Annotated in this window: 23 protein-coding genes and 1 pseudogene; 14 read left to right on the top strand and 10 right to left on the bottom strand. The window is 57.7% G+C overall.

The genetic code is table 11. The annotated features are described in order from the left end of the window. Positions 1-126: 126 nt before the first annotated feature. On the top strand, positions 127-573 hold the full coding sequence (gene azu / locus AC4ANK_RS03955) for an azurin (RefSeq protein ID WP_002551838.1): 447 nt from the start codon (positions 127-129) through the stop codon (positions 571-573). A gap of 214 nt (positions 574-787) precedes the next feature. Here the strand turns inward: azu and nadE are convergent, their stop codons facing one another. From nadE to AC4ANK_RS03970, 3 genes are all read right to left on the bottom strand, one after another. Beyond that, a complete protein-coding gene (nadE, locus tag AC4ANK_RS03960; RefSeq protein ID WP_002551840.1) occupies positions 788-1,615 on the bottom strand; it encodes an NAD(+) synthase in 828 nt (275 codons plus the stop codon). A 26-nt stretch (positions 1,616-1,641) separates the two neighbouring features. Continuing rightward, the gene (gene pncB / locus AC4ANK_RS03965) at positions 1,642-2,865 is read right to left on the bottom strand and encodes a nicotinate phosphoribosyltransferase (RefSeq protein ID WP_002551841.1); all 1,224 of its coding nucleotides are present in this window, start codon (positions 2,863-2,865) and stop codon (positions 1,642-1,644) included. A 99-nt stretch (positions 2,866-2,964) separates the two neighbouring features. Continuing rightward, complete coding sequence (locus AC4ANK_RS03970) at positions 2,965-3,870, bottom strand: LysR substrate-binding domain-containing protein (protein WP_031594767.1); 906 nt, start codon at positions 3,868-3,870, stop codon at positions 2,965-2,967. A 504-nt stretch (positions 3,871-4,374) separates the two neighbouring features. On the opposite strand from AC4ANK_RS03970, the gene AC4ANK_RS03975 reads away from it, so the two are divergent. The 6 genes from AC4ANK_RS03975 to AC4ANK_RS04000 all read left to right on the top strand — a co-directional run bounded on the left by AC4ANK_RS03975 (position 4,375) and on the right by AC4ANK_RS04000 (position 10,973). Next, a complete protein-coding gene (locus AC4ANK_RS03975) occupies positions 4,375-5,511 on the top strand; it encodes a branched-chain amino acid ABC transporter substrate-binding protein (RefSeq protein WP_002551843.1) in 1,137 nt (378 codons plus the stop codon). A gap of 161 nt (positions 5,512-5,672) precedes the next feature. Continuing rightward, entirely contained in the window at positions 5,673-6,587 is a 915-nt protein-coding gene (locus tag AC4ANK_RS03980) for an ABC transporter permease subunit (protein WP_002551844.1), read from the top strand. Between the two features lie 2 nt (positions 6,588-6,589). Then, positions 6,590-7,903, top strand: coding sequence for a high-affinity branched-chain amino acid ABC transporter permease LivM (gene livM / locus AC4ANK_RS03985; protein WP_002551845.1), 1,314 nt, complete (start codon positions 6,590-6,592; stop codon positions 7,901-7,903). After that, the gene (locus AC4ANK_RS03990; RefSeq protein WP_002551846.1) at positions 7,900-8,775 is read left to right on the top strand and encodes an ABC transporter ATP-binding protein; all 876 of its coding nucleotides are present in this window, start codon (positions 7,900-7,902) and stop codon (positions 8,773-8,775) included. The genes livM and AC4ANK_RS03990 overlap by 4 nt, the downstream gene beginning before the upstream one ends. Continuing rightward, positions 8,772-9,488: an ABC transporter ATP-binding protein gene (locus tag AC4ANK_RS03995; RefSeq protein WP_002551847.1), complete on the top strand. Its 717-nt coding sequence runs from the start codon at positions 8,772-8,774 to the stop codon at positions 9,486-9,488. Before AC4ANK_RS03990 ends, AC4ANK_RS03995 begins: the two co-directional genes overlap by 4 nt. Positions 9,489-10,208: 720 nt before the next feature. Then, positions 10,209-10,973: an SDR family oxidoreductase gene (locus tag AC4ANK_RS04000; RefSeq protein ID WP_002551848.1), complete on the top strand. Its 765-nt coding sequence runs from the start codon at positions 10,209-10,211 to the stop codon at positions 10,971-10,973. A 42-nt stretch (positions 10,974-11,015) separates the two neighbouring features. Here AC4ANK_RS04000 and AC4ANK_RS04005 read toward each other — a convergent pair whose 3' ends face one another. The 7 genes from AC4ANK_RS04005 to yghU form a co-directional block, all read right to left on the bottom strand. After that, a complete protein-coding gene (locus AC4ANK_RS04005) occupies positions 11,016-12,230 on the bottom strand; it encodes an AGE family epimerase/isomerase (protein WP_031594768.1) in 1,215 nt (404 codons plus the stop codon). Between the two features lie 72 nt (positions 12,231-12,302). Next, positions 12,303-14,195 (bottom strand): 1-deoxy-D-xylulose-5-phosphate synthase, encoded by a 1,893-nt coding sequence (gene dxs, locus AC4ANK_RS04010; RefSeq protein ID WP_460384246.1) that lies wholly within the window; start codon positions 14,193-14,195, stop codon positions 12,303-12,305. 160 nt (positions 14,196-14,355) lie between these two features. Then, the gene (locus tag AC4ANK_RS04015) at positions 14,356-15,243 is read right to left on the bottom strand and encodes a polyprenyl synthetase family protein (RefSeq protein WP_002551851.1); all 888 of its coding nucleotides are present in this window, start codon (positions 15,241-15,243) and stop codon (positions 14,356-14,358) included. Further along, positions 15,240-15,485, bottom strand: coding sequence for an exodeoxyribonuclease VII small subunit (locus AC4ANK_RS04020; RefSeq protein ID WP_002551852.1), 246 nt, complete (start codon positions 15,483-15,485; stop codon positions 15,240-15,242). Before AC4ANK_RS04020 ends, AC4ANK_RS04015 begins: the two co-directional genes overlap by 4 nt. A 102-nt stretch (positions 15,486-15,587) precedes the next feature. Then, positions 15,588-16,754: a cystathionine beta-lyase gene (gene metC, locus AC4ANK_RS04025; protein WP_002551853.1), complete on the bottom strand. Its 1,167-nt coding sequence runs from the start codon at positions 16,752-16,754 to the stop codon at positions 15,588-15,590. Between the two features lie 85 nt (positions 16,755-16,839). Further along, positions 16,840-17,844 (bottom strand): PDDEXK nuclease domain-containing protein, encoded by a 1,005-nt coding sequence (locus tag AC4ANK_RS04030; protein WP_031594769.1) that lies wholly within the window; start codon positions 17,842-17,844, stop codon positions 16,840-16,842. 200 nt (positions 17,845-18,044) lie between these two features. Continuing rightward, a complete protein-coding gene (yghU, locus tag AC4ANK_RS04035; protein ID WP_002551855.1) occupies positions 18,045-18,887 on the bottom strand; it encodes a glutathione-dependent disulfide-bond oxidoreductase in 843 nt (280 codons plus the stop codon). A 312-nt stretch (positions 18,888-19,199) separates the two neighbouring features. Here yghU and AC4ANK_RS04040 point away from each other — a divergent pair. From AC4ANK_RS04040 to AC4ANK_RS04070, 7 genes and pseudogenes are all read left to right on the top strand, one after another. Continuing rightward, positions 19,200-19,975, top strand: a pseudogene (locus AC4ANK_RS04040) (ABC transporter permease). Beyond that, complete coding sequence (locus AC4ANK_RS04045) at positions 19,972-20,676, top strand: ABC transporter ATP-binding protein (protein WP_002551857.1); 705 nt, start codon at positions 19,972-19,974, stop codon at positions 20,674-20,676. Before AC4ANK_RS04040 ends, AC4ANK_RS04045 begins: the two are co-directional and overlap by 4 nt. Positions 20,677-20,734: 58 nt before the next feature. Further along, positions 20,735-21,508 carry a glycosyltransferase family 2 protein gene (locus tag AC4ANK_RS04050; RefSeq protein ID WP_460385128.1) on the top strand — a complete coding sequence of 258 codons (774 nt, stop codon included), beginning with the start codon at positions 20,735-20,737 and terminating at the stop codon, positions 21,506-21,508. Between the two features lies 1 nt (position 21,509). After that, complete coding sequence (locus AC4ANK_RS04055) at positions 21,510-22,124, top strand: PI-PLC domain-containing protein (RefSeq protein ID WP_002551859.1); 615 nt, start codon at positions 21,510-21,512, stop codon at positions 22,122-22,124. 7 nt (positions 22,125-22,131) lie between these two features. Further along, a complete protein-coding gene (locus AC4ANK_RS04060) occupies positions 22,132-22,770 on the top strand; it encodes an HAD family hydrolase (RefSeq protein WP_002551860.1) in 639 nt (212 codons plus the stop codon). Beyond that, the gene (locus AC4ANK_RS04065; RefSeq protein WP_002551861.1) at positions 22,767-23,498 is read left to right on the top strand and encodes a glycosyltransferase family 2 protein; all 732 of its coding nucleotides are present in this window, start codon (positions 22,767-22,769) and stop codon (positions 23,496-23,498) included. Before AC4ANK_RS04060 ends, AC4ANK_RS04065 begins: the two co-directional genes overlap by 4 nt. Further along, on the top strand, positions 23,495-23,815 hold the full coding sequence (locus tag AC4ANK_RS04070; RefSeq protein ID WP_002551862.1) for a hypothetical protein: 321 nt from the start codon (positions 23,495-23,497) through the stop codon (positions 23,813-23,815). The genes AC4ANK_RS04065 and AC4ANK_RS04070 overlap by 4 nt, the downstream gene beginning before the upstream one ends. Positions 23,816-23,818: the final 3 nt, after the last annotated feature.

Consider the following 23,818-nt stretch of genomic DNA (forward strand, 5'->3'; position numbering starts at 1 on the left):
GTGGGGCGCTCCGTCGCGAGCGCCCGAGGGACCATTTGACGCACGTCCTTGGAACCCCGGCCCTGATCGGGCACTCTCTTCTTACGTCAGTTATCACGTTAATCAAGTCCTGCCCTGGAGATTCAAATGATTCGCAAGCTTGTAGCGATTTCGCTGTTGTCGTTGGCCAGTAGCCAGTTGCTGGCTGCCGAGTGTTCGGCCACAGTCGATTCGACCGATCAAATGATGTACGACACCAAAGCCATTGAGATCGACAAGAGCTGCAAGGAATTCACCGTCAACCTGACTCACTCCGGCAGCCTGCCGAAGAATGTCATGGGCCATAACTGGGTGCTGAGCAAGAAGTCCGACACCCAGGCAATCGTTACCGACGGCATGGCTGTAGGCATCGACAAGGATTACCTGAAGCCCGACGACAGCCGCGTCATCGCCCACACCAAAGTCATCGGCGCTGGTGAAAAAGACTCGGTGACCTTTGATGTATCGAAGCTGGACCCGGCACAGGAATACCAGTTCTTCTGCACATTCCCCGGGCACATCAGCATGATGAAAGGCGCTGTGACCCTGAAGTAACCACACGCCCCCGAACGAGGACGCGGAGCGTCGCACGATAGTTGAGATTATCGTTCCGCACGCCGCAGCGTGGGGATGCCTTGGTTGACGCTCCGCGTCGCAGAACTGTGCCGCGCCGCACATTCAGGAACGGACGCAGAGCGTCCAGAAAGGCGTACCCACGCGGAGCATGGGCACGATGGTGTTGCTGCTCTCTCGTTCCGCACGTACCCACTCAAGGCGCGTACGGCAATTCGCGTTTGTGCTGGGTCTTGGCGTAGGTTTCGCAGATGATCTTGAAGGCTTCCTCACGCACCGGTTCATCGTGCAGGAAAGCGTCGATCTCGGCGTAGGTCACGCCGTGCGAGGCTTCGTCCGGTTTGCCGGGGGACAGGTCTTCCAGATCCGCCGTCGGTACTTTCTCGACCAGTGATTCCGGTGCGCCGAAATGGCGGGCAATAGCGCGTACCTGGTTTTTTACCAGACCGCTCAACGGTGCCAGATCGCATGCGCCGTCGCCGAACTTGGTGAAGAAGCCCATGACCGCTTCGGCAGCGTGGTCAGTACCGATCACCAGCCCCTGATAAGCGCCGGCGACGGTGTACTGCGCGACCATGCGCATGCGCGCCTTGGTGTTGCCGAGAACGAAATCCACCGAGCTGGCTGGAAGACCGTCAAACGCCTTCACCTCGGCAGCCAGCGCCTTGACGCTGCTACCGATGTTGATGGTATGGCGCTCGTCCGGCTCGATGAAGTCGACCGAGGCCTGGGCTTCGTGCTCATCGGCCTGCACGACATAGGGCAGACGCACGGCGATAAAGCGGTAGCTGTTATCGCCTGTGCTCGCGCGCAATTCCTTCACCGCACGCTGAGCGAGCAAGCCGGCCGTCAGTGAGTCGACCCCGCCGCTGATGCCGAGCACCAGGGTCTTGAGCCGTGCGTTCTGCAGGCATTCCTTGATGAAACTGACGCGGCGGGCGACTTCGGCCTGTAGCGCGTTCTGGTCCGCGAAAGGTGGCTGGACCTTGAGCTGTTCAGCAATCTGGCGCTGTACGGCGTGCATGATTCACTCCTCGTAAATAGGACAATTCAAGCTGGTTTTTCAGGGCTCGGCAAATCCGGCACCTTGAACACATGTCGCAGGTAGGCGACAAAGTTCGGGTCCTTGCACTGCGTCTTGCCGGGCTCGTCGGAAATCTTTGCCACAGCCTGACCGGCGCATGCGGTCATTTTCAGCACCATGTTCATGGGCGCGATGCCGGGTATGTCGGCGGTCAGGTTGGTGCCGATCCCGAAGCTGACATTGATGCGTCCGCGCAACGCCCGGAAGATGTCGAGTGCCTTGGGCAGGTTCAGCCCGTCGGAAAACACCAGCGTCTTGCTCATCGGGTCGATACCGAGCTTCTGGTAATGCGAGATGCATTTTTCGGCCCACTTCACCGGGTCGCCCGAATCATGGCGCAAACCGTCGAACAGTTTGGCGAAGTACAGATCGAAGTCATTCAGGAATGCGTCAGTGGTGATGCAGTCTGTCAGCGCGATACCCAGCAGGCCGCGGTACTCGCGAACCCAGCAATCAAGCGCGGCGATCTGGCTGTCGATCAGGCGCGGTCCCAGTTGCTGGTGGGCCATGATCCATTCATGAGCCATTGTGCCCAGTGGTTTCAGGTCAAGCTGACGGGCCAGATGAACGTTGCTGGTGCCGACAAACTGGCCTGGGAAGTCATTTTTCAGGACGCCAAGCATTTCTTCCTGCACGCGATAGGAAAAACGCCTGCGCGTGCCGAAGTCTGCCACTTTCAGCTCGGCCAGTTCATCGGCCGTGGCATGAGTGGTCAGCCATTCGAACTTGTCATACAGACGATCCCGCGCCTGACTGAGCAGGGTGTCAGGATAGCGGTGCCGGTTACGCACCTCACTGACGATCGCCAGCAGTGGCACTTCGAACAGAATGACGTGCAACCAGGGGCCGTGCAGGCGAATGCACAGCTCATCGTTTTCGATGCTGGTTTTCACATAGCGGGTGTTAAAGCGGAACAGTCCCAGAAACCTCAGAAAGTCCGGTTTTATGAACGTGATGCGCTCCAGAAAAGCCAGGTGTTCCGGGCTCAGGGACAGCTCGCACAGCAACTCGATCTGGTGTCTGATCTCGTCCAGATAGGGGCGAAGATCCTCCCCGTTGCGGCACCGAAACTCCCACTCAACGTCGACGTTGGGGTAGTTGTGCAGCACTGCCTGCATCATGGTCAGCTTGTAGAAATCGGTGTCGAGCAGGCTTTGCACGATACGATTTGAAAAGGCGCTCTCGCTCATTGAATCGGGCTCTCCAGAGCAGCCGGATAATGTCGGACCCGCGACTTCCTGTCTGTCACCACGGAAAGCTCACGGCCGGATGGGTGGGCATTGTCGCCCTTAACGGGCCGGTTGATCCAACTGTTCCAGCATCCACTGCAGAAAAACCCGGATTTTGGGCACGTCGGCAGTGTGTTCCGGATAGGACAGGTAGTACGCACTGTTAGTGCTGGGCAATGCGTAATCCCAGGCAATCACCAGTTTGCCCTCGGCCAGTTCCTCCTCGACCAAAAAGCGTGGCAGCAGCGCAACGCCGCAGCCAACCTGTGCGGCGCGGATGCACATATAGAACGTCTCAAAACGCGGCCCGTGATAGCTATGGTCGGTGTGATACCCCTGGCTTTCGAACCATTCGTGCCAGGCCTCGGGGCGGAAGGCATTCTGCAGCAGGACCAGTTCGCTCAACTGAGTCGGGTCGCTGAGGGTTTCAACCGGCAGGCTCTCGGGTGAACACACCGCTACCAGTTCTTCGCCAAACAGCTTCACGCTTTCCGCGCCCGGTATGGCGGCCTGACCGAAGTAGAACGACACGTCGCAACGTCCCTTGATCAGGTCGTCGGACTCCTGTTCGTTGATCAGGTCCAGGTGAATATGCGGATGACGCAAGCGCCAGCCCTTCAGGCGTGGCACCAGCCACCGGGCACCGAACGTCGAGGGCGTGGACACCCGCAGTACCTCGGTTTCTCCGCCGTAAGAGCGCAGGAAGTGAGTGGACATCTCTATCTGGGTCAGGATCTTGCGCACTTCGGCCAGATACAGCGCCCCGGCTGGCGTCAACTGCAAACGGCGGCGGACGCGCTGAAACAGCAGGTGCTGAACCAGCTCCTCAAGCTGCGCAACCTGTTTGCTGACGGCGCTCTGGGTCAGGTTGAGTTCTTCGGCCGCGCGGGTGAAGCTCAGGTGCCGGGTCACCGCCTCAAAGCATTGCAATGCGGCTATCGAGGGCAGATGACGTTTGTTCAGCATGATGGTTTCTCTGTTCAGGCGCGAGGGTGCAGACACGGTCACTATGAATAATCGGAATGATATCTCGCTTAAAGGTCGTTTGTCGGTCGCATGCGGGAAGGTTATTACTGCGGTTACGTGACGTGTTTTTCAGATTAAGGCGTTGATTCCGGCAGTTGCGGCTGAATCCGCTAGCCTCAAATGGTGCGTCTCGTAGCGTTCGCGCACCGGGCGTGTGCAATTCGGTGACGCGTGTTGTTACAGGTGGGTTGTCCAAAGGTATTGGGCTGGGTTGCTATTTGACCTGGCTTGGGTTGCCCTTTTTATGGGTAGGGTTGCACCTTTGGCGTCTCAAGCGGTTGTACGGCCAGCGACTTGAGCAGTCGTGTTATTGAATGGCTGGAAACGCATGACATTTTCAATAAGAAAAAAGTGATGGCACGGGCCTTGCTCTAAGCAAACGCGTATCCGGGCAATCATGTAACCGCACTGCTAATTAAAAAAATATCCTCAGGAGCACCACTCATGTCGCATACGTTTTACAGGAAAGGTTTTCTGGCAATCGCAGTGGCAACTGCATTGGGCGTGTCTTCGTTTGCACAGGCGGACGTGAAAATCGGCGTTGCGGGTCCGATGACCGGCGCGAACGCATCATTTGGGCAGCAGTACATGAAAGGTGCGCAGGCTGCGGCCGACGCGATCAACGCTGCGGGCGGTGTGAACGGGGAAAAAATCGTGCTGGTCGCAGGCGATGACGCCTGTGAGCCGAAACAGGCCGTGGCGGTGGCCAACCGTCTGGTCGATAACGACAAGGTGATCGGGGTGGTCGGCCACTTCTGCTCGTCATCGACCATTCCTGCTTCAGAGGTTTACAGCGATGCGGGAGTAATTGCCATCACGCCGGGTTCGACCAACCCGACGGTGACCGAGCGTGGCCTGAAGGAAATGTTCCGCATGTGTGGCCGTGACGATCAGCAAGGTGTGGTCGCCGGTGATTACATCGTTGATGTGCTCAAGGGCAAGAAAGTCGCGGTCATCAATGACAAGGACACGTACGGCAAAGGGCTTGCTGATGCCACTGCCAAACAACTGGTAGCGCGTGGCGTGAAGCCGGTACTTGAGGAGGGGCTGACCCGAGGCGAAAAGGATTTCAGTGCGCTGGTAACGAAAATCCGTTCGACCGGTGCCGACGTTGTGTATTTCGGTGGCCTGCATCCGGAGGCCGGTCCACTGGTTCGCCAGATGCGCGAGCAGGGCCTCAAGGACGTCAAGTTCATGTCTGATGACGGTATCGTGACTGACGAACTGGTCACCACTGCCGGTGGTGCGCAATACGTAGACGGCGTGTACATGACCTTCGGTGCCGACCCGCGCGTACTGCCGGACAGCAAGGCAGTCGTGGACCAATTCCGCAAGTCCGGTTACGAGCCTGAAGGCTATACCCTCTACGCGTACGCTTCGATACAGGCCCTGGCTGCCGGTTTCAATGGTGCCAAATCCAACAAGGGCGACAAAGCCGCAGAGTGGCTTAAAGCGCACCCGGTCAAGACCGTCATGGGTGAAAAAGCCTGGGATGCCAAGGGCGACCTGAAAGTTTCCGACTACGTTGTTTACCAGTGGGACGCCGCCGGCAAATACAAGCAACTCGAAAAACAGAAGTGATATAGACCTCGTGTCAGTTCTGCCCAGCAGACGTTGACCCGGTGATGGGCTCGCCCATGAGCGAGCCTGCATCTCTTTTATTGTTTTCGGACCTGTCGGTCGCACCTCACGAGGGTGTGATCGGCGGGGTGCTGAGCTGCCTTTCAGTGTGAGCGTGCGTGATGGATGGGATCTTCCTGCAACAAATGGTCAACGGACTCACCCTCGGGTCTGTCTATGGCCTCATCGCCATCGGCTATACGATGGTCTACGGCATCATCGGCATGATCAACTTCGCCCACGGCGACGTTTATATGATTTCCGCCTACCTGGCCGCTATCGGTCTGGCGGTTCTGTCTTTCTTCGGACTGGAGTCCTTTCCATTCCTGATTCTCGGCACACTGGTCTTCACCATCGTGGTGACGGGGGTATACGGGTTTGTCATCGAGCGCGTGGCCTACAAGCCGCTGCGCAACTCGACCCGGCTGGCACCGCTGATCAGCGCCATCGGTATTTCCCTGATTCTGCAAAACTACGCGCAGATCAGTCAGGGCGCTCGCCAGCAGGGCGTGCCCACGTTGCTTGAAGGTGCGTGGCGCTTCGAGATTGGCAGCGGCTTTGTGCAAATTACCTACACCAAGATCTTCATTCTCATCGCCGCTTTTGTCGGCATGGGCGTGCTGACCTACATCATCAAATACACAAAGCTGGGCCGCATGTGCCGCGCCACGCAGCAGGACCGCAAGATGGCGTCGATTCTGGGCATCAACACTGATCGGGTCATCTCCTACGTGTTCATCATCGGTGCTGCCATGGCGGCGCTGGCCGGTGTGCTGATCACCATGAATTACGGCACGTTCGACTTCTATGCTGGCTTCATCATCGGCATCAAGGCGTTCACTGCCGCAGTGCTGGGCGGGATCGGCTCGCTGCCGGGTGCCATGTTGGGCGGCTTGATCCTGGGGGTTGCCGAGTCGCAGTTCTCCGGCCTGATCAACTCCGATTACAAAGACGTGTTCAGTTTCGGCCTGTTGGTGCTGATCCTGATTTTCCGTCCTCAAGGCCTGCTGGGTCGCCCACTCGTGGCGAAGGTATAAGTATGTCCGCTCCTGTTGCTGCTCCTGTCGTCAAACCTGTTGAAATCAAGAAAAGCCTGATAGATGCCGTGGTCGCGGGGCTGCTGGCGCTGATCGTGTTCGGTCCCATCGTCGGGATAGTGCTCGATGGCTACAGTTTCAACCTGCAACCCACTCGCGTGGCCTGGCTGGTGGCCGTGGTCATGGTCGGTCGTTTTCTGATCAGCCTGTTTCTGCAAACACCCAAAGGCATACGTGTTTCCCAGAGCTTCGAAAGCTCCGACTCCGGCGTGCATGTGCTCAAGCCTGATCACAAATCCCGCCTGTACTGGATCATTCCGCTACTGATCGTGATTGCCATCGTGTTTCCGATCTTCGCCAACAAGTACATTCTGACCGTGGTTATTCTCGGGCTGATCTACGTATTGCTGGGGCTTGGCCTGAATATCGTGGTCGGCCTGGCCGGCCTGCTCGATCTGGGCTACGTGGCGTTCTATGCCATCGGAGCCTATGGTCTGGCGCTTGGCTATCAGTACCTTGGCCTGGGCTTCTGGTCGGCGCTGCCGCTGGCGGCAATTGCGGCAGCGCTGGCCGGATGTATTTTGGGCTTTCCGGTGTTACGCATGCATGGCGATTATCTGGCCATCGTGACGTTGGGGTTCGGGGAAATCATCCGTCTGGTGCTGAACAACTGGCTGTCGTTCACCGGCGGCCCGAATGGTGTTCCGGTGCCGTCACCGACCTTTTTCGGCCTGGAGTTCGGGCGTCGTGCCAAGGATGGTGGCATTCCGATTCATGAATATTTCGGCTTCGATTACAACCCGGACCTGAAATTCCTGTTCATCTACACCGTGCTGTTTCTCGTCGTGCTGGCCGTGTTGTTCATCAAGCATCGTCTGACTCGCATGCCGATCGGCCGCGCTTGGGAAGCCCTGCGCGAGGACGAGATCGCCTGCCGTTCGATGGGCCTCAATCATGTTCTGGTCAAGCTCTCGGCGTTCACCATTGGTGCTTCGACGGCGGGACTGGCCGGGGTGTTTTTTGCCAGCTATCAGGGCTTCGTCAACCCGACGTCGTTCACCTTCTTCGAGTCTGCACTGATTCTGGCGATTGTGGTGCTGGGTGGTATGGGGTCGACCGTAGGGGTGGTTATCGCTGCGTTCGTGCTGACCGTTGCGCCTGAACTGTTGCGCAGCTTCTCCGAGTACCGCGTGCTGCTGTTCGGCATCCTGATGGTGTTGATGATGATCTGGCGCCCACGCGGGCTGATCCGCATCAGCCGTACCGGCGTGAAACCGCGCAAGGGTGCGCTGGTGACAGAAGGAGGTGCGCGATGAGTAATGAAGTGATTCTTTCCGTCGAGCACCTGATGATGCACTTCGGCGGCATCAAGGCTCTCAGCGATGTCAGCCTCAAAGTCCGCCGCAACTCTATCTTCGCTCTGATCGGCCCCAACGGCGCAGGCAAGACCACCGTGTTCAACTGCCTGACCGGCTTCTACAAGGCCACAGGCGGACGCATCGAGCTGCATACTCGTGGCAAGACCACCAATGTGATCAGGCTGCTGGGCGAGCCGTTCAAGGCGACCGACTTTGTTTCGCCGAAAAGCTTCTTCAGCCGGGTGTACTACAAAATGTTCGGCGGTACCCATCTGGTCAACAGGGCAGGGCTGGCGCGTACGTTTCAGAACATTCGTCTGTTCAAGGAAATGTCGGTCGTTGAAAACCTGCTGGTTGCCCAGCACATGTGGGTCAACCGCAGCCTGATCAGCGGGATCCTCAACACCAAAGGCTATCGCAAGGCTGAAGAGGATGCGCTCAATACGGCGTTCTACTGGCTGGAAGTCGTGGACCTGGTGGACTGCGCCAATCGTCTGGCCGGAGAGCTGTCCTACGGGCAGCAACGTCGTCTGGAAATCGCCCGGGCCATGTGCACGCGTCCGCAGGTGATCTGCCTGGATGAACCGGCTGCCGGTCTCAACCCGCAGGAAACCGAGGCGCTCAGCGGCATGATCCGACTGCTGCGCGATGAACACGACATGACCATTGTGCTGATCGAGCACGACATGGGCATGGTGATGGGGATTTCCGACGATATTGTGGTGCTCGACCATGGCAACGTGATTGCCGCGGGCGGGCCGGAACAGATCCGCAACGATCCGAAAGTGATTGCTGCGTACCTGGGCGCTGATGAAGAGGAGCTGGTATGAGCAAGCCGATCCTCGAACTGAAAGAGATCGATGTGTTTTACGGGCCGATTCAGGCTTTGAAGAAGGTCTCGCTGCACATAAACGAGGGCGAAACAGTCAGCCTGATCGGCTCCAACGGTGCAGGCAAGTCGACGCTGTTGATGTCGATCTTCGGCCAGCCGCGCGCCGCCAGCGGGCAGATCATCTATCAGGGCACCGACATCACCCAGAAGTCCTCGCATTACATCGCCTCCAACGGCATTGCGCAGTCGCCGGAAGGGCGGCGGGTGTTTCCCGACATGTCGGTCGAGGAGAACCTGATGATGGGCACCATACCGATTGGCTACGAGCATTCGGCCGAAGACATGCAGCGCATGTTCGAACTGTTCCCCAGGCTCAAGGAACGCCGCAACCAGCGCGCCATGACCATGTCCGGAGGCGAGCAGCAAATGCTCGCCATCGCCCGTGCGCTGATGAGTCGTCCCAGGCTGTTGTTGCTTGATGAGCCGAGCCTTGGGCTGGCGCCGATCATCGTCAAACAGATCTTCTCGACCCTGCGGGAACTGGCAGCGACTGGCATGACAATCTTTCTGGTCGAGCAGAACGCCAACCATGCGCTGAAGCTGTCTGATCGCGCCTACGTGATGGTTAATGGCGAGATCCGGCTGTCCGGCACCGGGCAGGAATTGCTGGTAAATGAAGAGGTAAGGAACGCTTATCTGGGCGGGCATTGAGTTCGTCAAAACCCTGCCGTTTTCTTCGCGCGCCCCGGATGCTCAAACATCCGGGGCGCGGTCGTATGCAATTGTGGAAAACAATTTTGGCGCGTCTGATAAGTGCGACATAAAACCGCTGCAAATGGTTGTTTTGTCACCGTTTTGACTTGTTCAGGTTTGCAGTGGAACCGGCTGTTAATAACTTGGGAGTATTTGCCTGCAGCCTTTTATGCATAAGGCCTGTAGAAGAGTGGTTAAATTTCGCACAGTGGTTTTCGACCGGCCTGATGGGCCGTTTGTCAACAGCATGGGGGCTGGTCGTTCATACAGGGTTTCCAGGTGGGCAGCCTGTGGATAAGTCTGTTAACAAGCCTTGGAAAGACTGCCCCGGACGTTATAGGGTCTGGGCTACAGGCCACCACCGTTTTCTGACGCTTTCCGGCCTCTTGCCAGTGTCGGGCAAAGTCAAGGAAAAAACTTCGCCTGATACGCTGCAGGCCCCGAAACACGTGATGTCCAGCGCCACTGACTTGCCCCCAGAGATTGTGGGTCTGACTGTGGATAAGGTGGGCAAAAGTACCTGCGAGGCCCGTGGCGCAAGGCTTGCTCCGGGTTGGTTGTTTTTTGTACAAATGCACTCGGTTGTTGCATCGATGTCCCGCTGACGGGCATTCTGCTGCCCTTACCAGAAACTTATTAACAGGCAGCGCTGTTTTTGCGCCATGTCAGGAGAATGAAATGACTTCCACTGTATTCATCACGGGCGCCACTTCCGGTTTTGGCGAGGCGTGTGCCCGCCGTTTCGCCGAGGCGGGCTGGTCGCTGGTGCTGACCGGTCGACGCAAGGACCGTCTGGATGCCTTGAGCGCCGAGCTGTCGAAGCAGACCAAGGTGCATACGCTGGTGCTGGATGTGCGTGACCGCAAGGCGATGGAGAGTGCTATCGCAGATTTGCCTGAAGAGTTCGGCAGCATTCGCGGGCTGATCAACAACGCCGGTCTGGCGCTGGGGATCGACCCTGCGCCCAAGTGCGATCTGGATGACTGGGACACCATGATCGACACCAACGTCAAAGGTCTGGTCTACACCACACGCCTGTTGCTTCCACGTCTGATTGCGCATGGTCGCGGGGCAAGTATCGTCAACCTGGGCTCGGTAGCCGGCAACTATCCTTATCCGGGTGGTAACGTCTACGGTGGCACCAAGGCGTTTGTCGGGCAGTTCTCGCTGAACCTGCGCAACGATCTGATCGGCACTGGCGTACGCGTCACCAACCTGGAACCCGGGCTGTGCGAGAGTGAGTTTTCGCTGGTACGTTTCGGCGGTGATCAGGCCAAGTACGATGCGACCTACGCAGGTGCCGAGCCGATTCAGCCGCAGGACATCGCCGATACCATCTTCTGGATCATGAACACGCCAGCGCACGTCAACATCAACAGCCTGGAACTGATGCCCGTCAGCCAGACCTGGGCCGGTTTTGCGATTGATCGTAACCGCGGTTGATTGCTTGCTGATCGGGCCGCACAGGTGGTGCGGTTCGATCGATCAGTCTTCTACAGGCGTCGGCGGCGGGAAAGCGTTCACGAAGCGGTTCTCGACAAAGTCAGCCAGCCCGATGTAACAGGTTGCCAAGTGGTAAGGCGTGGTCGACGGCATGTCACTGCGGCTGACCGCGCCATCGGGCTCTACGCACTCGTTCCAGCCTTTGGCATGCAGGAAGCGCTGCGAAAAGGCTGACATTTGCGCAGCCAGGTTCGCCTCGCACTCTGGCCGCATGGCCATGGCTCGCAGGTATTCCGCCTGAGCCCAGATACGCTGGGTGGCGTCGCGTACCGTGCCATCAAGTGTCAGCATTGCAGTCACCGCGCCGCTCTGCGGCTCGACACCCTGTGCCTGAGCGTAGGCAAACGCGCGGGTCATGGATTCGTGCAGCTCACGTCCATGCAGCTCTGGCGACGATTGCAGCAGGAAGAACCATTCGAACTGATGACCTGGCTCGTACCAGTTATCCACAGCGCCCAAGGGTTTCTCCAGCATCACGCCGGTGGCGGTGTCGACAAAGCGACGCTGCATGTGGATAACCAGGGCGTCCAGCGCTGACTGGGTTGCAGGGTCGGCGCGCACTGACAGCGTTGCCAGAAAGGCCTCTGCCAGATGCATCAAGGGGTTCTGGAGCGGGCCGCTGCCCAGCGTCGACCAGTCCTCATCGAGTTGCGCTTCGTACAGCCCGTCATCGTCGGCAAAGCGCTCCGCTACAACGCTGAGCGCCGCATTGAGCACTGACTCTGCCAGCGGGTCCTGCACCTTCGCCCAGTAATGTGCGCAGGCGAAAATAATGAAGGCGTGAGTGTAGAGGTCCTTGCGGCGATCCAGAGGTTTGCCCTGTGGATCGATGCTATAGAACCAGCCGCCATGCTCGGCATCGTGGAAGTGCTGTTGCAGGGAGCGAAACAGCTCACCGGCCCGCGCCCGAGCGTTCGGCACTTCGACGTTATCGATAAGGCTGGAAAACAGAAACAGCTGACGTGCGCAGGCCATGGCTCGATAGCGTTGCGGCGGTAGAGGCTGATCGTTGGCGTCGAGCGCTTCGTAAGGCAATGCCAATTGTGCGTTCCAGCCAGGGCCCTGCCAGAGCGGAACGACGACCTGCAGAAAATGCTGCTGCAAGGCAGCGAACACCGAGGTCAATTCAGGCGTGGGGGCGGAACGGGTCACATGAGGCATCGGCTGGCATCGCGGCAGTGTCGAAGTGCGCAGCATGTTATCAGGATTGCTGCATGCGGGGTCGTGGTGATGATTCCTCACGCTCGGCGCGTGAGGAACCTCTGCCACTCAGCCAATCAACGCCAACCGCGCATTGATCGCCGCTTCGATCCCTTGGGCGTCCAGCCCGCACTCAGCCAGCATCTGCGCAGGCTTGGCATGCTCGACGTAGGTGTCCGGCAGGCCCAGGTGGAGTACCGACTTGAGGATATTGGCGCGTGCCAGAAACTCACTGACCGCAGCACCGGCACCGCCCATCACTGCGTTTTCTTCCAGTGTGACCAGTAACTCGTGGTTGGCGGCCGCTTCGCTCACCAAGGCTTCGTCCAGTGGCTTGACGAAGCGCATATCGATCACCGTCGCGTCGAGCTTCTCGGCCACCACCAGCGCATCGGCCAGTTGCACGCCAAACACCAGAATCGCAACGCCCTGGCCCTGACGACGCACAACGCCCTTGCCGATTTCGACCGGGTCAAGGCCTGTCTCGATCAACGCGTCCGGACCGGTACCGCGTGGGTAACGCACTGCCGCGGGGCCGGTGTGCAGGTAACCGGTGTTGAGCAGCTTGCGCAGTTCGTTTTCGTCACTCGGCGTCATGACCACCATGCCGGGGATGCAGCGCAGGTAGGACAGGTCGAAGCTGCCTGCGTGGGTCGGGCCGTCTTCGCCCACAAGCCCGGCGCGGTCGATGGCAAACAGTACGTCGAGGTTCTGCACCGCGACGTCATGCACCAGTTGATCGTAGCCGCGTTGCAGGAAGGTCGAGTAGATAGCCACGACCGGCTTGCTGCCTTCGCAGGCCATACCGGCCGCCAGTGTTACAGCGTGTTGTTCGGCGATGGCAACATCGAAGTAGCGTTCTGGAAAGCGTTCGCTGAATGCCACCAGGTCCGAGCCTTCCTTCATGGCTGGCGTGATGCCCACCAGCCGTGAGTCAGCCTCGGCCATGTCACATATCCACTGGCCAAACACTGCGGAATACTTCGGCGCGCTGATTTTTTTCGGGACGACAGGCGCATTCAGCGGCTCAAGCTTGGTAATGGCGTGATAACCGATCGGGTCGACTTCGGCTGGCGCAAAACCTTTGCCCTTCTTGGTGACCACGTGCAGAAACTGCGGGCCTTTCAGATCACGCATGTTGCGCAGAGTGGCGATCAGAGTCGGCAGGTCGTGGCCATCGATAGGGCCGATGTAGTTCCAGCCCAGCTCTTCGAAAAGTGTGCCCGGGACCAGCATGCCTTTGGCATATTCTTCGGTGCGACGTGTGATTTCCCAGGCGCCGGGCAGGCGCGAAAGCACCTTTTTGCTGCCTTCGCGCATGCTGCTGTACGTGCGGCTGGAAAGAATCTTGGCCAGGTAATTCGACAGACCGCCGACATTGCGCGAGATCGACATGTCGTTGTCGTTGAGAATTACCAGCATGTTGGCTGCCACTTCCGGCGCGTGGTTCAACGCTTCGAAGGCCATGCCGGCAGTCAGCGCACCGTCGCCGATCACGGCAATGGATTTACGCTCGCTGCCTTGCAGGCGCGAGGCAATCGCCATGCCGAGTGCGGCGCTGATCGAGGTGCTGGAATGCCCGACGCCGAAGGTGTCGTACTCGCTCTCGCTACGACGCGGAAAGGCCGCCACCCCATCCTTCTGGCGCAGGGTGGACATGCGCGCGCGACGGCCGGTGAGGATCTTGTGCGGATAGGCTTGATGACCCACGTCCCACACAAGGCGATCGTCCGGAGTGTCGAAAACGTAATGCAGCGCGATGGTCAGCTCGATGACCCCAAGACCGGCACCAAAATGCCCTCCGGTCTGGCCAACGGAATACAGCAATTCCAGGCGCAGCTCATCGGCCAGGGTTTCCAGCTCGGCTTCGCCCAGACGGCGCAGGCCGTGCGGGGTATCGGCTCGGTCGAGCAGCGGCGTGACCGGGCGCTCGCGGGGGATCTCTTTGAACGTCGTGGGCATCAGGCGAATCGTTATAAGTAAAAGAGGCGGCAGTTTACCTTATGCATCGCAAGCTGCCCATGAAGTGAGTCGGCGGATAGTCCGCCGACTGACACGCTTAATGACTGAGACCTGACGAACCGTGGTTGATTCAGCAGATTTCCGGCTTCGGTGACGGTGATCAGTGGCGACGTTCGACGATATAGCGTGCCAGCTCGCGCAACGGTTCTGCGGCGGCATCGAATGTGCTCAGCGCCGTCAGCGCCTGATCACGCAGTTCCAGTGCATAGCGCTTGGCCGCTTCCAGGCCCAGCAACGCAGGGTAGGTCGGCTTGTCGCGGGCGATATCGGCACCCTGACGCTTGCCGAGGGTCGCAGTATCGCTTTCGACATCGAGAATGTCGTCCTGAACCTGAAAGGCCAGACCGACCGCGCGCGCATAAATCTGCAAGGCGTCAAGACGCGGCTGATCGGCTTGACCACTGGCCAGTGCGCCAAGCCGGACGCTGGCTTCGATCAACGCACCGGTCTTGTGCCGATGCATGTATTCCAGCGCTGCCTGATCAAGCTTCAGCCCCACAGAGCCCAGATCGATCGCCTGCCCGCCCACCATACCTGCCGGGCCGGCAGCGGCTGCGAGGGTATTGACCATCTGCAGACGCGTTTCAGCATCGCGTGAGGTCAGGTGCGGCGCGAGCAGTGCAGTAAACGCCAGGCTTTGCAGACCGTCACCTGCGAGGATCGCGCAGGCCTCATCGAAAGCCTTGTGCGTGGTCGGCTGGCCGCGACGCAGGTCGTCATCGTCCATCGCCGGTAAATCGTCGTGCACCAGCGAGTAAGCGTGAATCAGTTCAACCGCACAGGCGGCACCGTTGGCATCCTCGGCTACGCCGCCCAGCGCTTCGCAGGCCGCGTAGGCCAGCAGCGGGCGCACGCGCTTGCCGCCGTTCATCACGCTGTAGCGCATGGCTTCGTAAAGCCGGTTCAGCTCAGGGCTCGGTGCCTGAAACAGTTTTTCGAGTGCTGCGTTGACGCGAGTCTGGCTTTGCGCTTGATAGCTCGCGATCATTCGGGAAGTTCCGCATCGTCGAACGGCTCTTCGCTCAGTTCGCCATCGCGCTCCAGCAGCACCTGGACCTTCTGTTCGGCCTGGGTAAGGGCGCTTTGGCAGTCGCGGGTCAGGCGTACACCTTGCTCGAAGGCGGTCAGGGAGTCTTCCAGAGACAACTCGCCATTCTCCAGCCGCTCTACCAGCGCTTGCAGGTCAGCGAGTGACTGTTCGAAATCCAGTGCAGCTTTCTTGCGGGCCATGGGGGCATTTCCGGTAGAGGTTGAACCGCGCGACACTAGCAGAGCGAGGGCTTCTGGGCAAATAACGGCGACGGAGCAATGCAAGGGCAGCAACTATCAGGATTAACCCGCAGCGAACCCGTTCTGCAGGTCTGCAATCAGGTCTTCCGGGCTTTCCAGGCCAACCTGCAGCCGCAGCATCGGGCCGGTGCCGCGCTCAGGACCATATTGCTCGACTTCAGTGATCAGGCTTTCAAAACCGCCCCAGGAGTAACCAATCCCGAACAGTTTCAACGCGCCGGTAAATCGGTCCAGCACCTGCCGGTCAACGGCATGGAATTCGAAACTGAGCAAGCCGTTGCAGCCATGGAAATCGCGCTTCCAGATGGTATGGCCCGGATCGTCCGGCAATGCGGGATACAGCACGCGGGCAACCTGAGGCTGGTCCTGCAGCCATTGTGCAATTTGCATCGCGTGGCGTTCATGCATGGCCATGCGTGCCGCCAGACTGCGGGCACCGCGCAGCACCAGATACGCATCGTCGGGGCTGACGGTATTGCCCACGGCGGTGTTCATGGTCTTGAGGGTTTTCCAGTGCGCTTCGGTGGTGCTGACGCTGCCCATCATGACGTCGGAATGCCCGGCCACGTACTTGGTCAGGGCCATCAGGGAAATGTCCGCGCCCAGTTCCAGCGGCTTGAACAGAATTCCCGAGCCCCACGAGTTATCCACAGCCAGCAGTAGATCCCTGGCCTTGCACACCTGTGACAGTGCAGGCAGGTCGCACATGCCGAACGTCAGCGAGCCGGGCACTTCAGCGTAGATCATCCGTGTGTTGGTCTTGATCAGCGATTCCACATCACTACCGTCAGCCGCGTAGAAATCGAACTGGATGTCGAAGGCCGTCAGCATCGTTTTCGCCAGGCGCCGAACGGGGCCATACACCGATTCAGTAATCAGCACATGGTCGCCTGGGCGCAGAAACGATTGAAACATCTGCGCCACTGCCGCCAGCCCGGTCGGGTACAGGCAAGTACCGTGTGCGCCCTCAAGCCCGGAAATCAGATCCTGCAAGGCAAACGCCGTCGGGTTGCCGTTGGCACCGTAAGTCAGCGAGCGCTCAGGCCCCGTGGTGCGAATTTCCGCCTCGCGCAAACTCTCCAGACTGTCGAACAGCACCGTACTCAGACGCACGACCGGCGGGTTGACCGCCAGCCCTGGCCCGCTGCTGGCGCTACGGCCGCGTTGCGACAGGGCGGTGTGGGCGCGAGGGTCCTTATCGTGCGGCATTGGAGGCTCCAGTCAGGGAAAGGGCAAGCAGGCAGACTGCCGCTCAGGCATGCACAAGCGTAATGCATCGTGCGTCTGGCAGGTATCACTGATCGCTCAGCACAGCACTCGCATAGAACTCATGCAGCTTCGCCTGCAATAGCTGCCTGTCCGGCAAGCGGGTCTGGTACTCGGCAATCAGCGCGGGTGAAAGCGAGCGGTTCAGGGCGTACTCGACCACTTCATCGTTTTTGCTGGCGCAGAGTAAAACGCCGATGGCCGGGTTTTCATGGGGTTTGCGTACATTCCGGTCCAGCGCTTCAAGATAAAAGTCCAGCTTGCCCAGGTATTCGGGTTCAAAGCGGCCGACCTTGAGTTCGATGGCAACAAGGCAGTTGAGGCCGCGATGGAAAAACAGCAGATCCAGCGCAAAATCCTGGCCGCCGACCTGCAACGCGTACTCGGAGCCGACAAAACAGAAGTCGCGGCCCAGCTCGATCAGAAAATCCCTCAGGCGTTGCAGCAAACCGCGGTGCAGGTCAGCTTCGGCGTGTCCCGATGGCAGCTCGAGAAACTCCACCATGTAGGCATCACGGAACACATCCAGTGCTGCCGGTCGGGTTTCCTTGAGCATCGCCGAGGCCTTGGCTGGCTGGGTGATACTGCGCTCGAACAAGGCTGTCTTGAACTGGCGCTCCAGCTCTCGGCTGGACCAGTTTTCCCTGATTGCCACGCGCAGATAAAACTCACGCTCTTCGGGGCGCTTGCTTTGGCTGAAGATGATCAGGTGATGAGTCCATGGCAATTGTGTCAGCACTGCTGACACTTTCTCATCGTCGCGGTAAACCTCGAAGAACTGGCGCATACGAAATAGGTTTCGACGCGTAAACCCGCGCAACCCTGGCTGGGTTACAGCCAGATGCTCGGCAAGCTGGCTGACCACCGCGTCACCCCATTCGGCGTTTTCAATCTTGCGGCTGATGTAAGCGCCTACCTGCCAGTAAAGCTCGATCAGGCGAGTGTTGACCGCCTGTGCAGCTTGCTGAATCATTGCGAGCACTTCATCAAAGCGATCATTTACAGGCGTATGCGGTGCATTGGGAGTACTCATGCTGCAAGTACTCCACTGCATGGAAAACCGGTGTCGAGTTGCAAGTGAAAATCTGGATGGGCAGTTGTCCGGCTCATAGGGCGCGTCCTTGGGCAGTGGCTAAGGACGCTACTTTACGTTCAGATCACGACTGTCCGACCCAGAATCTCTTTTGAGTGTGTAGCAACAGGTTTCTGTTTGCGCAGGCCTTGACTTGCGTCTTATTTATCCAGGTCGGATGCCTGATGCCGCTCCGGCACCTGATCCGCCTCTTCGCCCCAGGTGCGGTTGACCTTCTGGCCTTTGATGACGGCAGGGCGCGCGGCGATTTCTTCCGTCCAGCGAATCAGGTTCGGGTATTCGTGCACCGACAGGAACTCGGCGGCCGAATAAACCTTGTTCCTTACCAGCGCGCCATACCATGGCCAGACCGCGATATCGGCAATCGTGTAGGTATCGCCAGCCAGGTAGCGGTGCTCGCCCAGTCGGCGGTTCAGCACATCGAGTTGGCGCTTGGCCTCCATCGCGAAGCGATTGATGGGGTATTCGAGTTTCTCCGGCGCGTAGGCGTAGAAGTGCCCGAACCCGCCACCCAGGTAGGGCGCCGCGCCCATCTGCCAGAACAGCCAGTTCAGCGTTTCGGTACGGCCTGCCGTGTCGGCGGGCAGGAAACTGGAAAACTTCTCAGCCAGGTACAGCAGAATCGAACCGGACTCGAATACCCGAACAGGTGTTTCATGGCTTCGGTCCAGCAATGCAGGGATCTTGGAGTTGGGATTGATCTCGACAAAGCCGCTGGAGAACTGATCGCCCTCGGAAATGCGGATCAGCCAGGCATCGTATTCCGCGCCGCTATGCCCCAGCGCCAGCAGCTCTTCGAGCATGATCGTGACCTTCACCCCGTTGGGTGTGGCCAGAGAATAAAGCTGCAGTGGGTGCTTGCCGACGGGCAGTACCTTGTCATGCGTGGGACCGGCTACGGGCCGGTTGATGCTGGCGAACGTACCGCCTGCTTTTGTTTCCTGCTGCCATACCTTCGGCGGGGTGTAAGGGGTTTGGGTCATGAGTAGCCTCGCTTGTTCAAGGGTGATCGCTGGACCGGTCGTATTGCGAATGACCATTGACGTTATAGATCAACGTGCGCGGATGGAAGTGCCTTGCGATTCTGATCGAGCGTGGCGAGGCCTCGAAAGGGCCATTTAGCTGCCGCCGGTAGTTTGTGGAATATTCCTACAGTAACTAAGGCGTCGTCCTATAGCTGTAACTCTATGAAAGAAGAGAGCATGTGCCCGCAGCATGAGGCCATAAGGTTATCCATTTATGATCTTGATTGTCAAAATCGTTCTCTGATCTACCTGTCAATAGCTGGATACCGTATGTCGTCATCTCGCAGCACAAGCTTTATAAAATGGCGTGACCTGATCATCAATCTCGTGTCCAAGGAAATTAAAATCCGTTACATGGGTGCGACGCTAGGCTTCGTTTGGTCATTGGGAAATCCGCTGGTTGTTACACTTACGTATTACACGGTTTTTACCTATATCCTGCCCAGCAGTCAGGACCGTTTTGCACTTCATCTGGTAACGGGTGTTGTCCACTGGATGCTTTTGGCGCAAATAGTTTCACAGAGCGGGGAATGGCTCATCAATAACGGCAATCTCATTCGAAAGTTACGGTTCCCGCGTATATTGCTACCCCTCTCCGGAGCATTGTCGATTGCTGTGTTCTGGGCGGGCTGCATGATCGTGTATGCATCGTTATTTCCCATGCTGGGTGGCGTGTTTTCACGCGCTCTGTTTTTTATCCCATTGTACTGATTGCGTTCATGGCGCTGATTATGGGGTTCGGTCTGGCGCTTAGCGTCATTCAGGTAACTGTGAGGGATGCAAAACACTTCATCGATGTGTTTCTGCCCTTGCTGTTCTGGTTGACGCCAATTGTGTGGGTCACCTCCGCGCTGCCCGAGGGTGTCGCCAGCATAGCGGCCTACAACCCGGTAGCTCTATATTTCGATAGTTTCAGCAGCATTTTGCATGCTGGTGTGGTTCCAGACACCCGTGATCTGCTGCTTTGCGTGTTGATGGGGGCCGCCTCGTTGCTCATCGGCCTGCTGATATTCAGAAAGGTCGACGACGTGGTGGAGTATTTATGAGCCGCGTCGTCATCAAGGCGGAAAACCTTACCAAGCAGTTCACTCTTCGCCACAACAGGGGCGGTTTGAAAAGCAAGTTTCTAGGCCTGTTCGATGCTCGATACCGTGAGCATGCCGAAACGTTCATGGCAGTCAGCGACGTGTCGTTCACCTTGCATAAAGGGGAGTCGCTTGCACTTGTGGGACATAACGGTTCAGGTAAAAGCACGCTCTTACAGCTGGTTTCACGCATCCTTGTTCCCACCAGCGGACGTTTGACTACGGTGGGTCGTGTAGCCCCTTTAATAGAAATCGGTGTGGGCTTTCACCCTGATCTGACAGGGGAGGAGAATATCTATCTCAACGCCAGCCTGTTCGGGTTAAGTAACAGGGAAGTGCGTTCGCGTTTCAACGAGATCGTGGATTTTTCCGGGCTGGGAAACTTCATTGATACCCCGGTCAAGAACTATTCGTCGGGTATGTATATGAGGCTGGGTTTTTCGGTGGCGGTTCATGTTGAGCCACAGGTTTTGCTGGCTGACGAAGTGCTCGCTGTGGGGGACGAAGAGTTCAAGCGCAAATGCCACGAGCGAATTCGCAATTTGCAGGATGACGGCATGGCCCTGATTCTTGTTACCCACGCGGTAGAAGAGGGTAAAGAGTTTTGTCAGCGCTATTTGACGCTTGAGCGTGGCCGGATGATTGAACACGGTTGTTATTGATTCATTGCAGTCAATGCCGCTTCGTCAACTTCAAATCACCCATTCAAAAGGGATTTTCATGCTGCAAATTATCGTTCCGATGGCGGGTGCCGGGAGTCGCTTTGCGGTCGCGGGCTACACCGATCCCAAGCCGTTGATCCCTGTACATGGCGTACCGATGATCAAGGTCGTGATTGACAACCTGACGCCGAATTGTCCGCACCGATTCATCTTCATCTTCATCTTCATCTGTCAGGCGGATCAGGTCGCAACCTATTCGCTGAGGGAAAAGCTGAATGCCTGGGCACCTGGATGCGACATCGTCGAGCTTGGTGGGCTGACGGGGGGCGCCGCGTGCTCCGTTTATGCCGCCAGGCACCTGCTCGACTATAGCCAGCAAGTGATGATTGCCAACAGCGACCAGTATGTCGATGTGGACATAAACGCTTATCTGCAGGCAATTAACGAGAGTGACGCAGCGGGCTTGATCATGACGATGAAAGCCAGTGATCCGAAGTGGTCGTTTGTGGGCTTCAGCGCAGAAGGCCTCATCACCCGCGTAGTGGAAAAAGAGGTCATCTCTGATGAAGCCACTGTCGGCATCTACAACTTTCGCAATGCAGGTCAGTTGATATCGGCCATCGAGACAATGGTCATGAAAGATCTTCGCGTCAATGGCGAGTTCTATGTTGCCCCGGCGTACAACGAGATCATCGGACGCGGCGCCAAAGTGATTCATTACAGTATTGGCGCAGAGGGTCATGGCATGTACGGACTGGGTATACCGGCAGACCTGAACCAATTCCTGTCGTTGCCGCTAAGCAGGCAGGCAGCCTCGGGAAGGCAGGCCTGACATGCAGATCATCAGCCATCGCGGCTATTGGCTGCAAAAGCCGGAGCGCAATTTGCCCGAAGCATTTCACCGATCATTCGACCTTGGTTTCGGTACAGAAACCGATGTCCGCGACGTGGCGGGTCAACTGGTTATTTCTCACGACATGCCCGTTGGTGGCGAGCTGACGCTTGAGGAGCTGCTCGCCATCATGGCAGGTCGTAACTTGCCACTGGCCATCAACATCAAAGCTGATGGAATGGCGCAGGCGCTCGCCAAAACCTTCGCTCGATATGGTCATACCAACTGGTTTGCCTTCGATATGGCGGTACCGGACATGCGCAGTTACTTTCACGCGAACGTTATTACTTACACCCGGCTCAGCGAAGTTGAACCGTCCCCAGCCTGGATCGAAAAGGCAGCAGGTGTCTGGCTTGACGGTTTTGAGGGGGAATGGTTTTCCAGTCAGGTTATTGGCGATCTTCTATCTCAGGGCAAGCAGGTGTGTGTGGTATCTCCCGAGTTGCATGGGCGTGACCATCGCAGCCTGTGGCAGCAATTGCTTGAACTCGACGCGCACGACGGTTTAACGATTTGCACTGATATTCCCGCAGACGCAGCCACTTTCTTCAAGTGAGGCAATCATGATCAAGGCAGTGATATTCGATATGGATGGCGTCCTCATTGAAGCCAAGGAATGGCATTACGATGCACTGAACAAAGCCCTCAGCCTGTTCGGTTACAACATCAGTCGCCATGAACACCTCACCGCCTACGACGGTCTGCCCACCTCGCGCAAACTCGACATGCTGAGCGTAGAGCGCGACCTGCCGGTTGCGTTGCACGCATTCATCAACGAAATGAAGCAGCAGTACACCATGGAAATCGTGTACGCCCAGTGCAAACCGACGTTTGTGCATCAGTACGCGCTGTCATCGTTGAAAACAATGGGCTACAAGCTGGCGGTTGCATCCAACTCCATTCGCAACACCGTGGAGGTCATGATGAACAGGGCAGACCTGGAGCGATACCTCGATTTGCAGCTCTCCAACGAGGATGTCAAACATGCCAAGCCAGCTCCCGATATCTACACCAAAGCCATCAGGCAACTGGGCCTGATGCCCGAAGAGTGTCTGATCGTCGAAGACAACGAAAATGGTATCAAAGCCGCCAGAGATTCCGGTGCCCATGTTCTGGTCGTGGCTGAAACCTGCGATGTAAACCTCAATAACATCCTCGGCAAGGTCGATGAGATCAACGTCGACAAGGTGGCTAGCCTGTGAGCGCATTGAACATCATTCTTCTGTCGGGAAAGAAGGGAGATACGTCGCTCGACGACGGCGAGTACCCCGAATATCTGTGCGAATGCAATGGCAAGCCACTGATCCATACGCTGATCGACAACTGTGCTGCGCTTGAGCCGCGCAGGATCATCTGCACATTCTCGAATGACGATGTCACTCGGCTGCACCTTCGCAACATGGTCCAGCAAATGCACCCTGCGGCCAGTGTTCTGCCCATTAACAAAGTCACCCGGGGTGCCGCCTGCACGGCACTTCTGGCGAGCGGGCAAATCGACAACGATGATGAGTTGTTGATTCTCAGTGTCAGTGATTTTCTGGATATAGAGCTGCGTGACGCCGTGCGTGCGTTTCGGAACAACGATGAAGATGCCGGCGTGGTTATCTTCAATTCACTGCACCCTCGCTATTCATTCGCACGTCTGGATAGCAACTGCCGGGTCATTGAAGCTGCCGAAAAAAATCCGATCAGTCCCCACGCCATTGCAGGTGTGTACTGGTTCAAATCCGGCTCGCTGTTCGTGGCGGCGGCGAAAGAGATGATTCGCAAGGATGCCAGGGTCAATGACAACTTCTACATAGCACCCGCCCTCAATGAACTGGTGCTGTTACAGAAAAGGATCGGTGCCTACCGAATCGAACCCAGTCAGTACCGGCCACTGAAAACCAATAGTCAGCTTCACGCTTTCGAAGCAGGAGAAATGCGATGAAAACGGCAAGACTGCAAGACATGGTCAAAGGCTGGTTTGTGGGCGGCTTCGAGCCTGCTGCTTTCAATACCGAGTCCTGTGAGGTCGGGGTCAAGATTTACCAGGCAGGCGAAAAGGAAGCTGCCCATTATCATAAGGTTGCCACAGAGATAACCGTGCTCATTTCCGGGTCCGTCAACATGCGCGATCAGGTCTGGCATGCAGGCGACATCATCGTTCTGGAGCCGGGCGACATCACTGCGTTCGAAGCGCTCACTGATGCAACCACCGTTGTCGTTAAGGTGCCCGGCGCGCTTGCCGACAAGTACGTCGTCTGAGCC

The sequence above is a fragment of the Pseudomonas sp. Pmew2 genome, assembly GCF_058129885.1.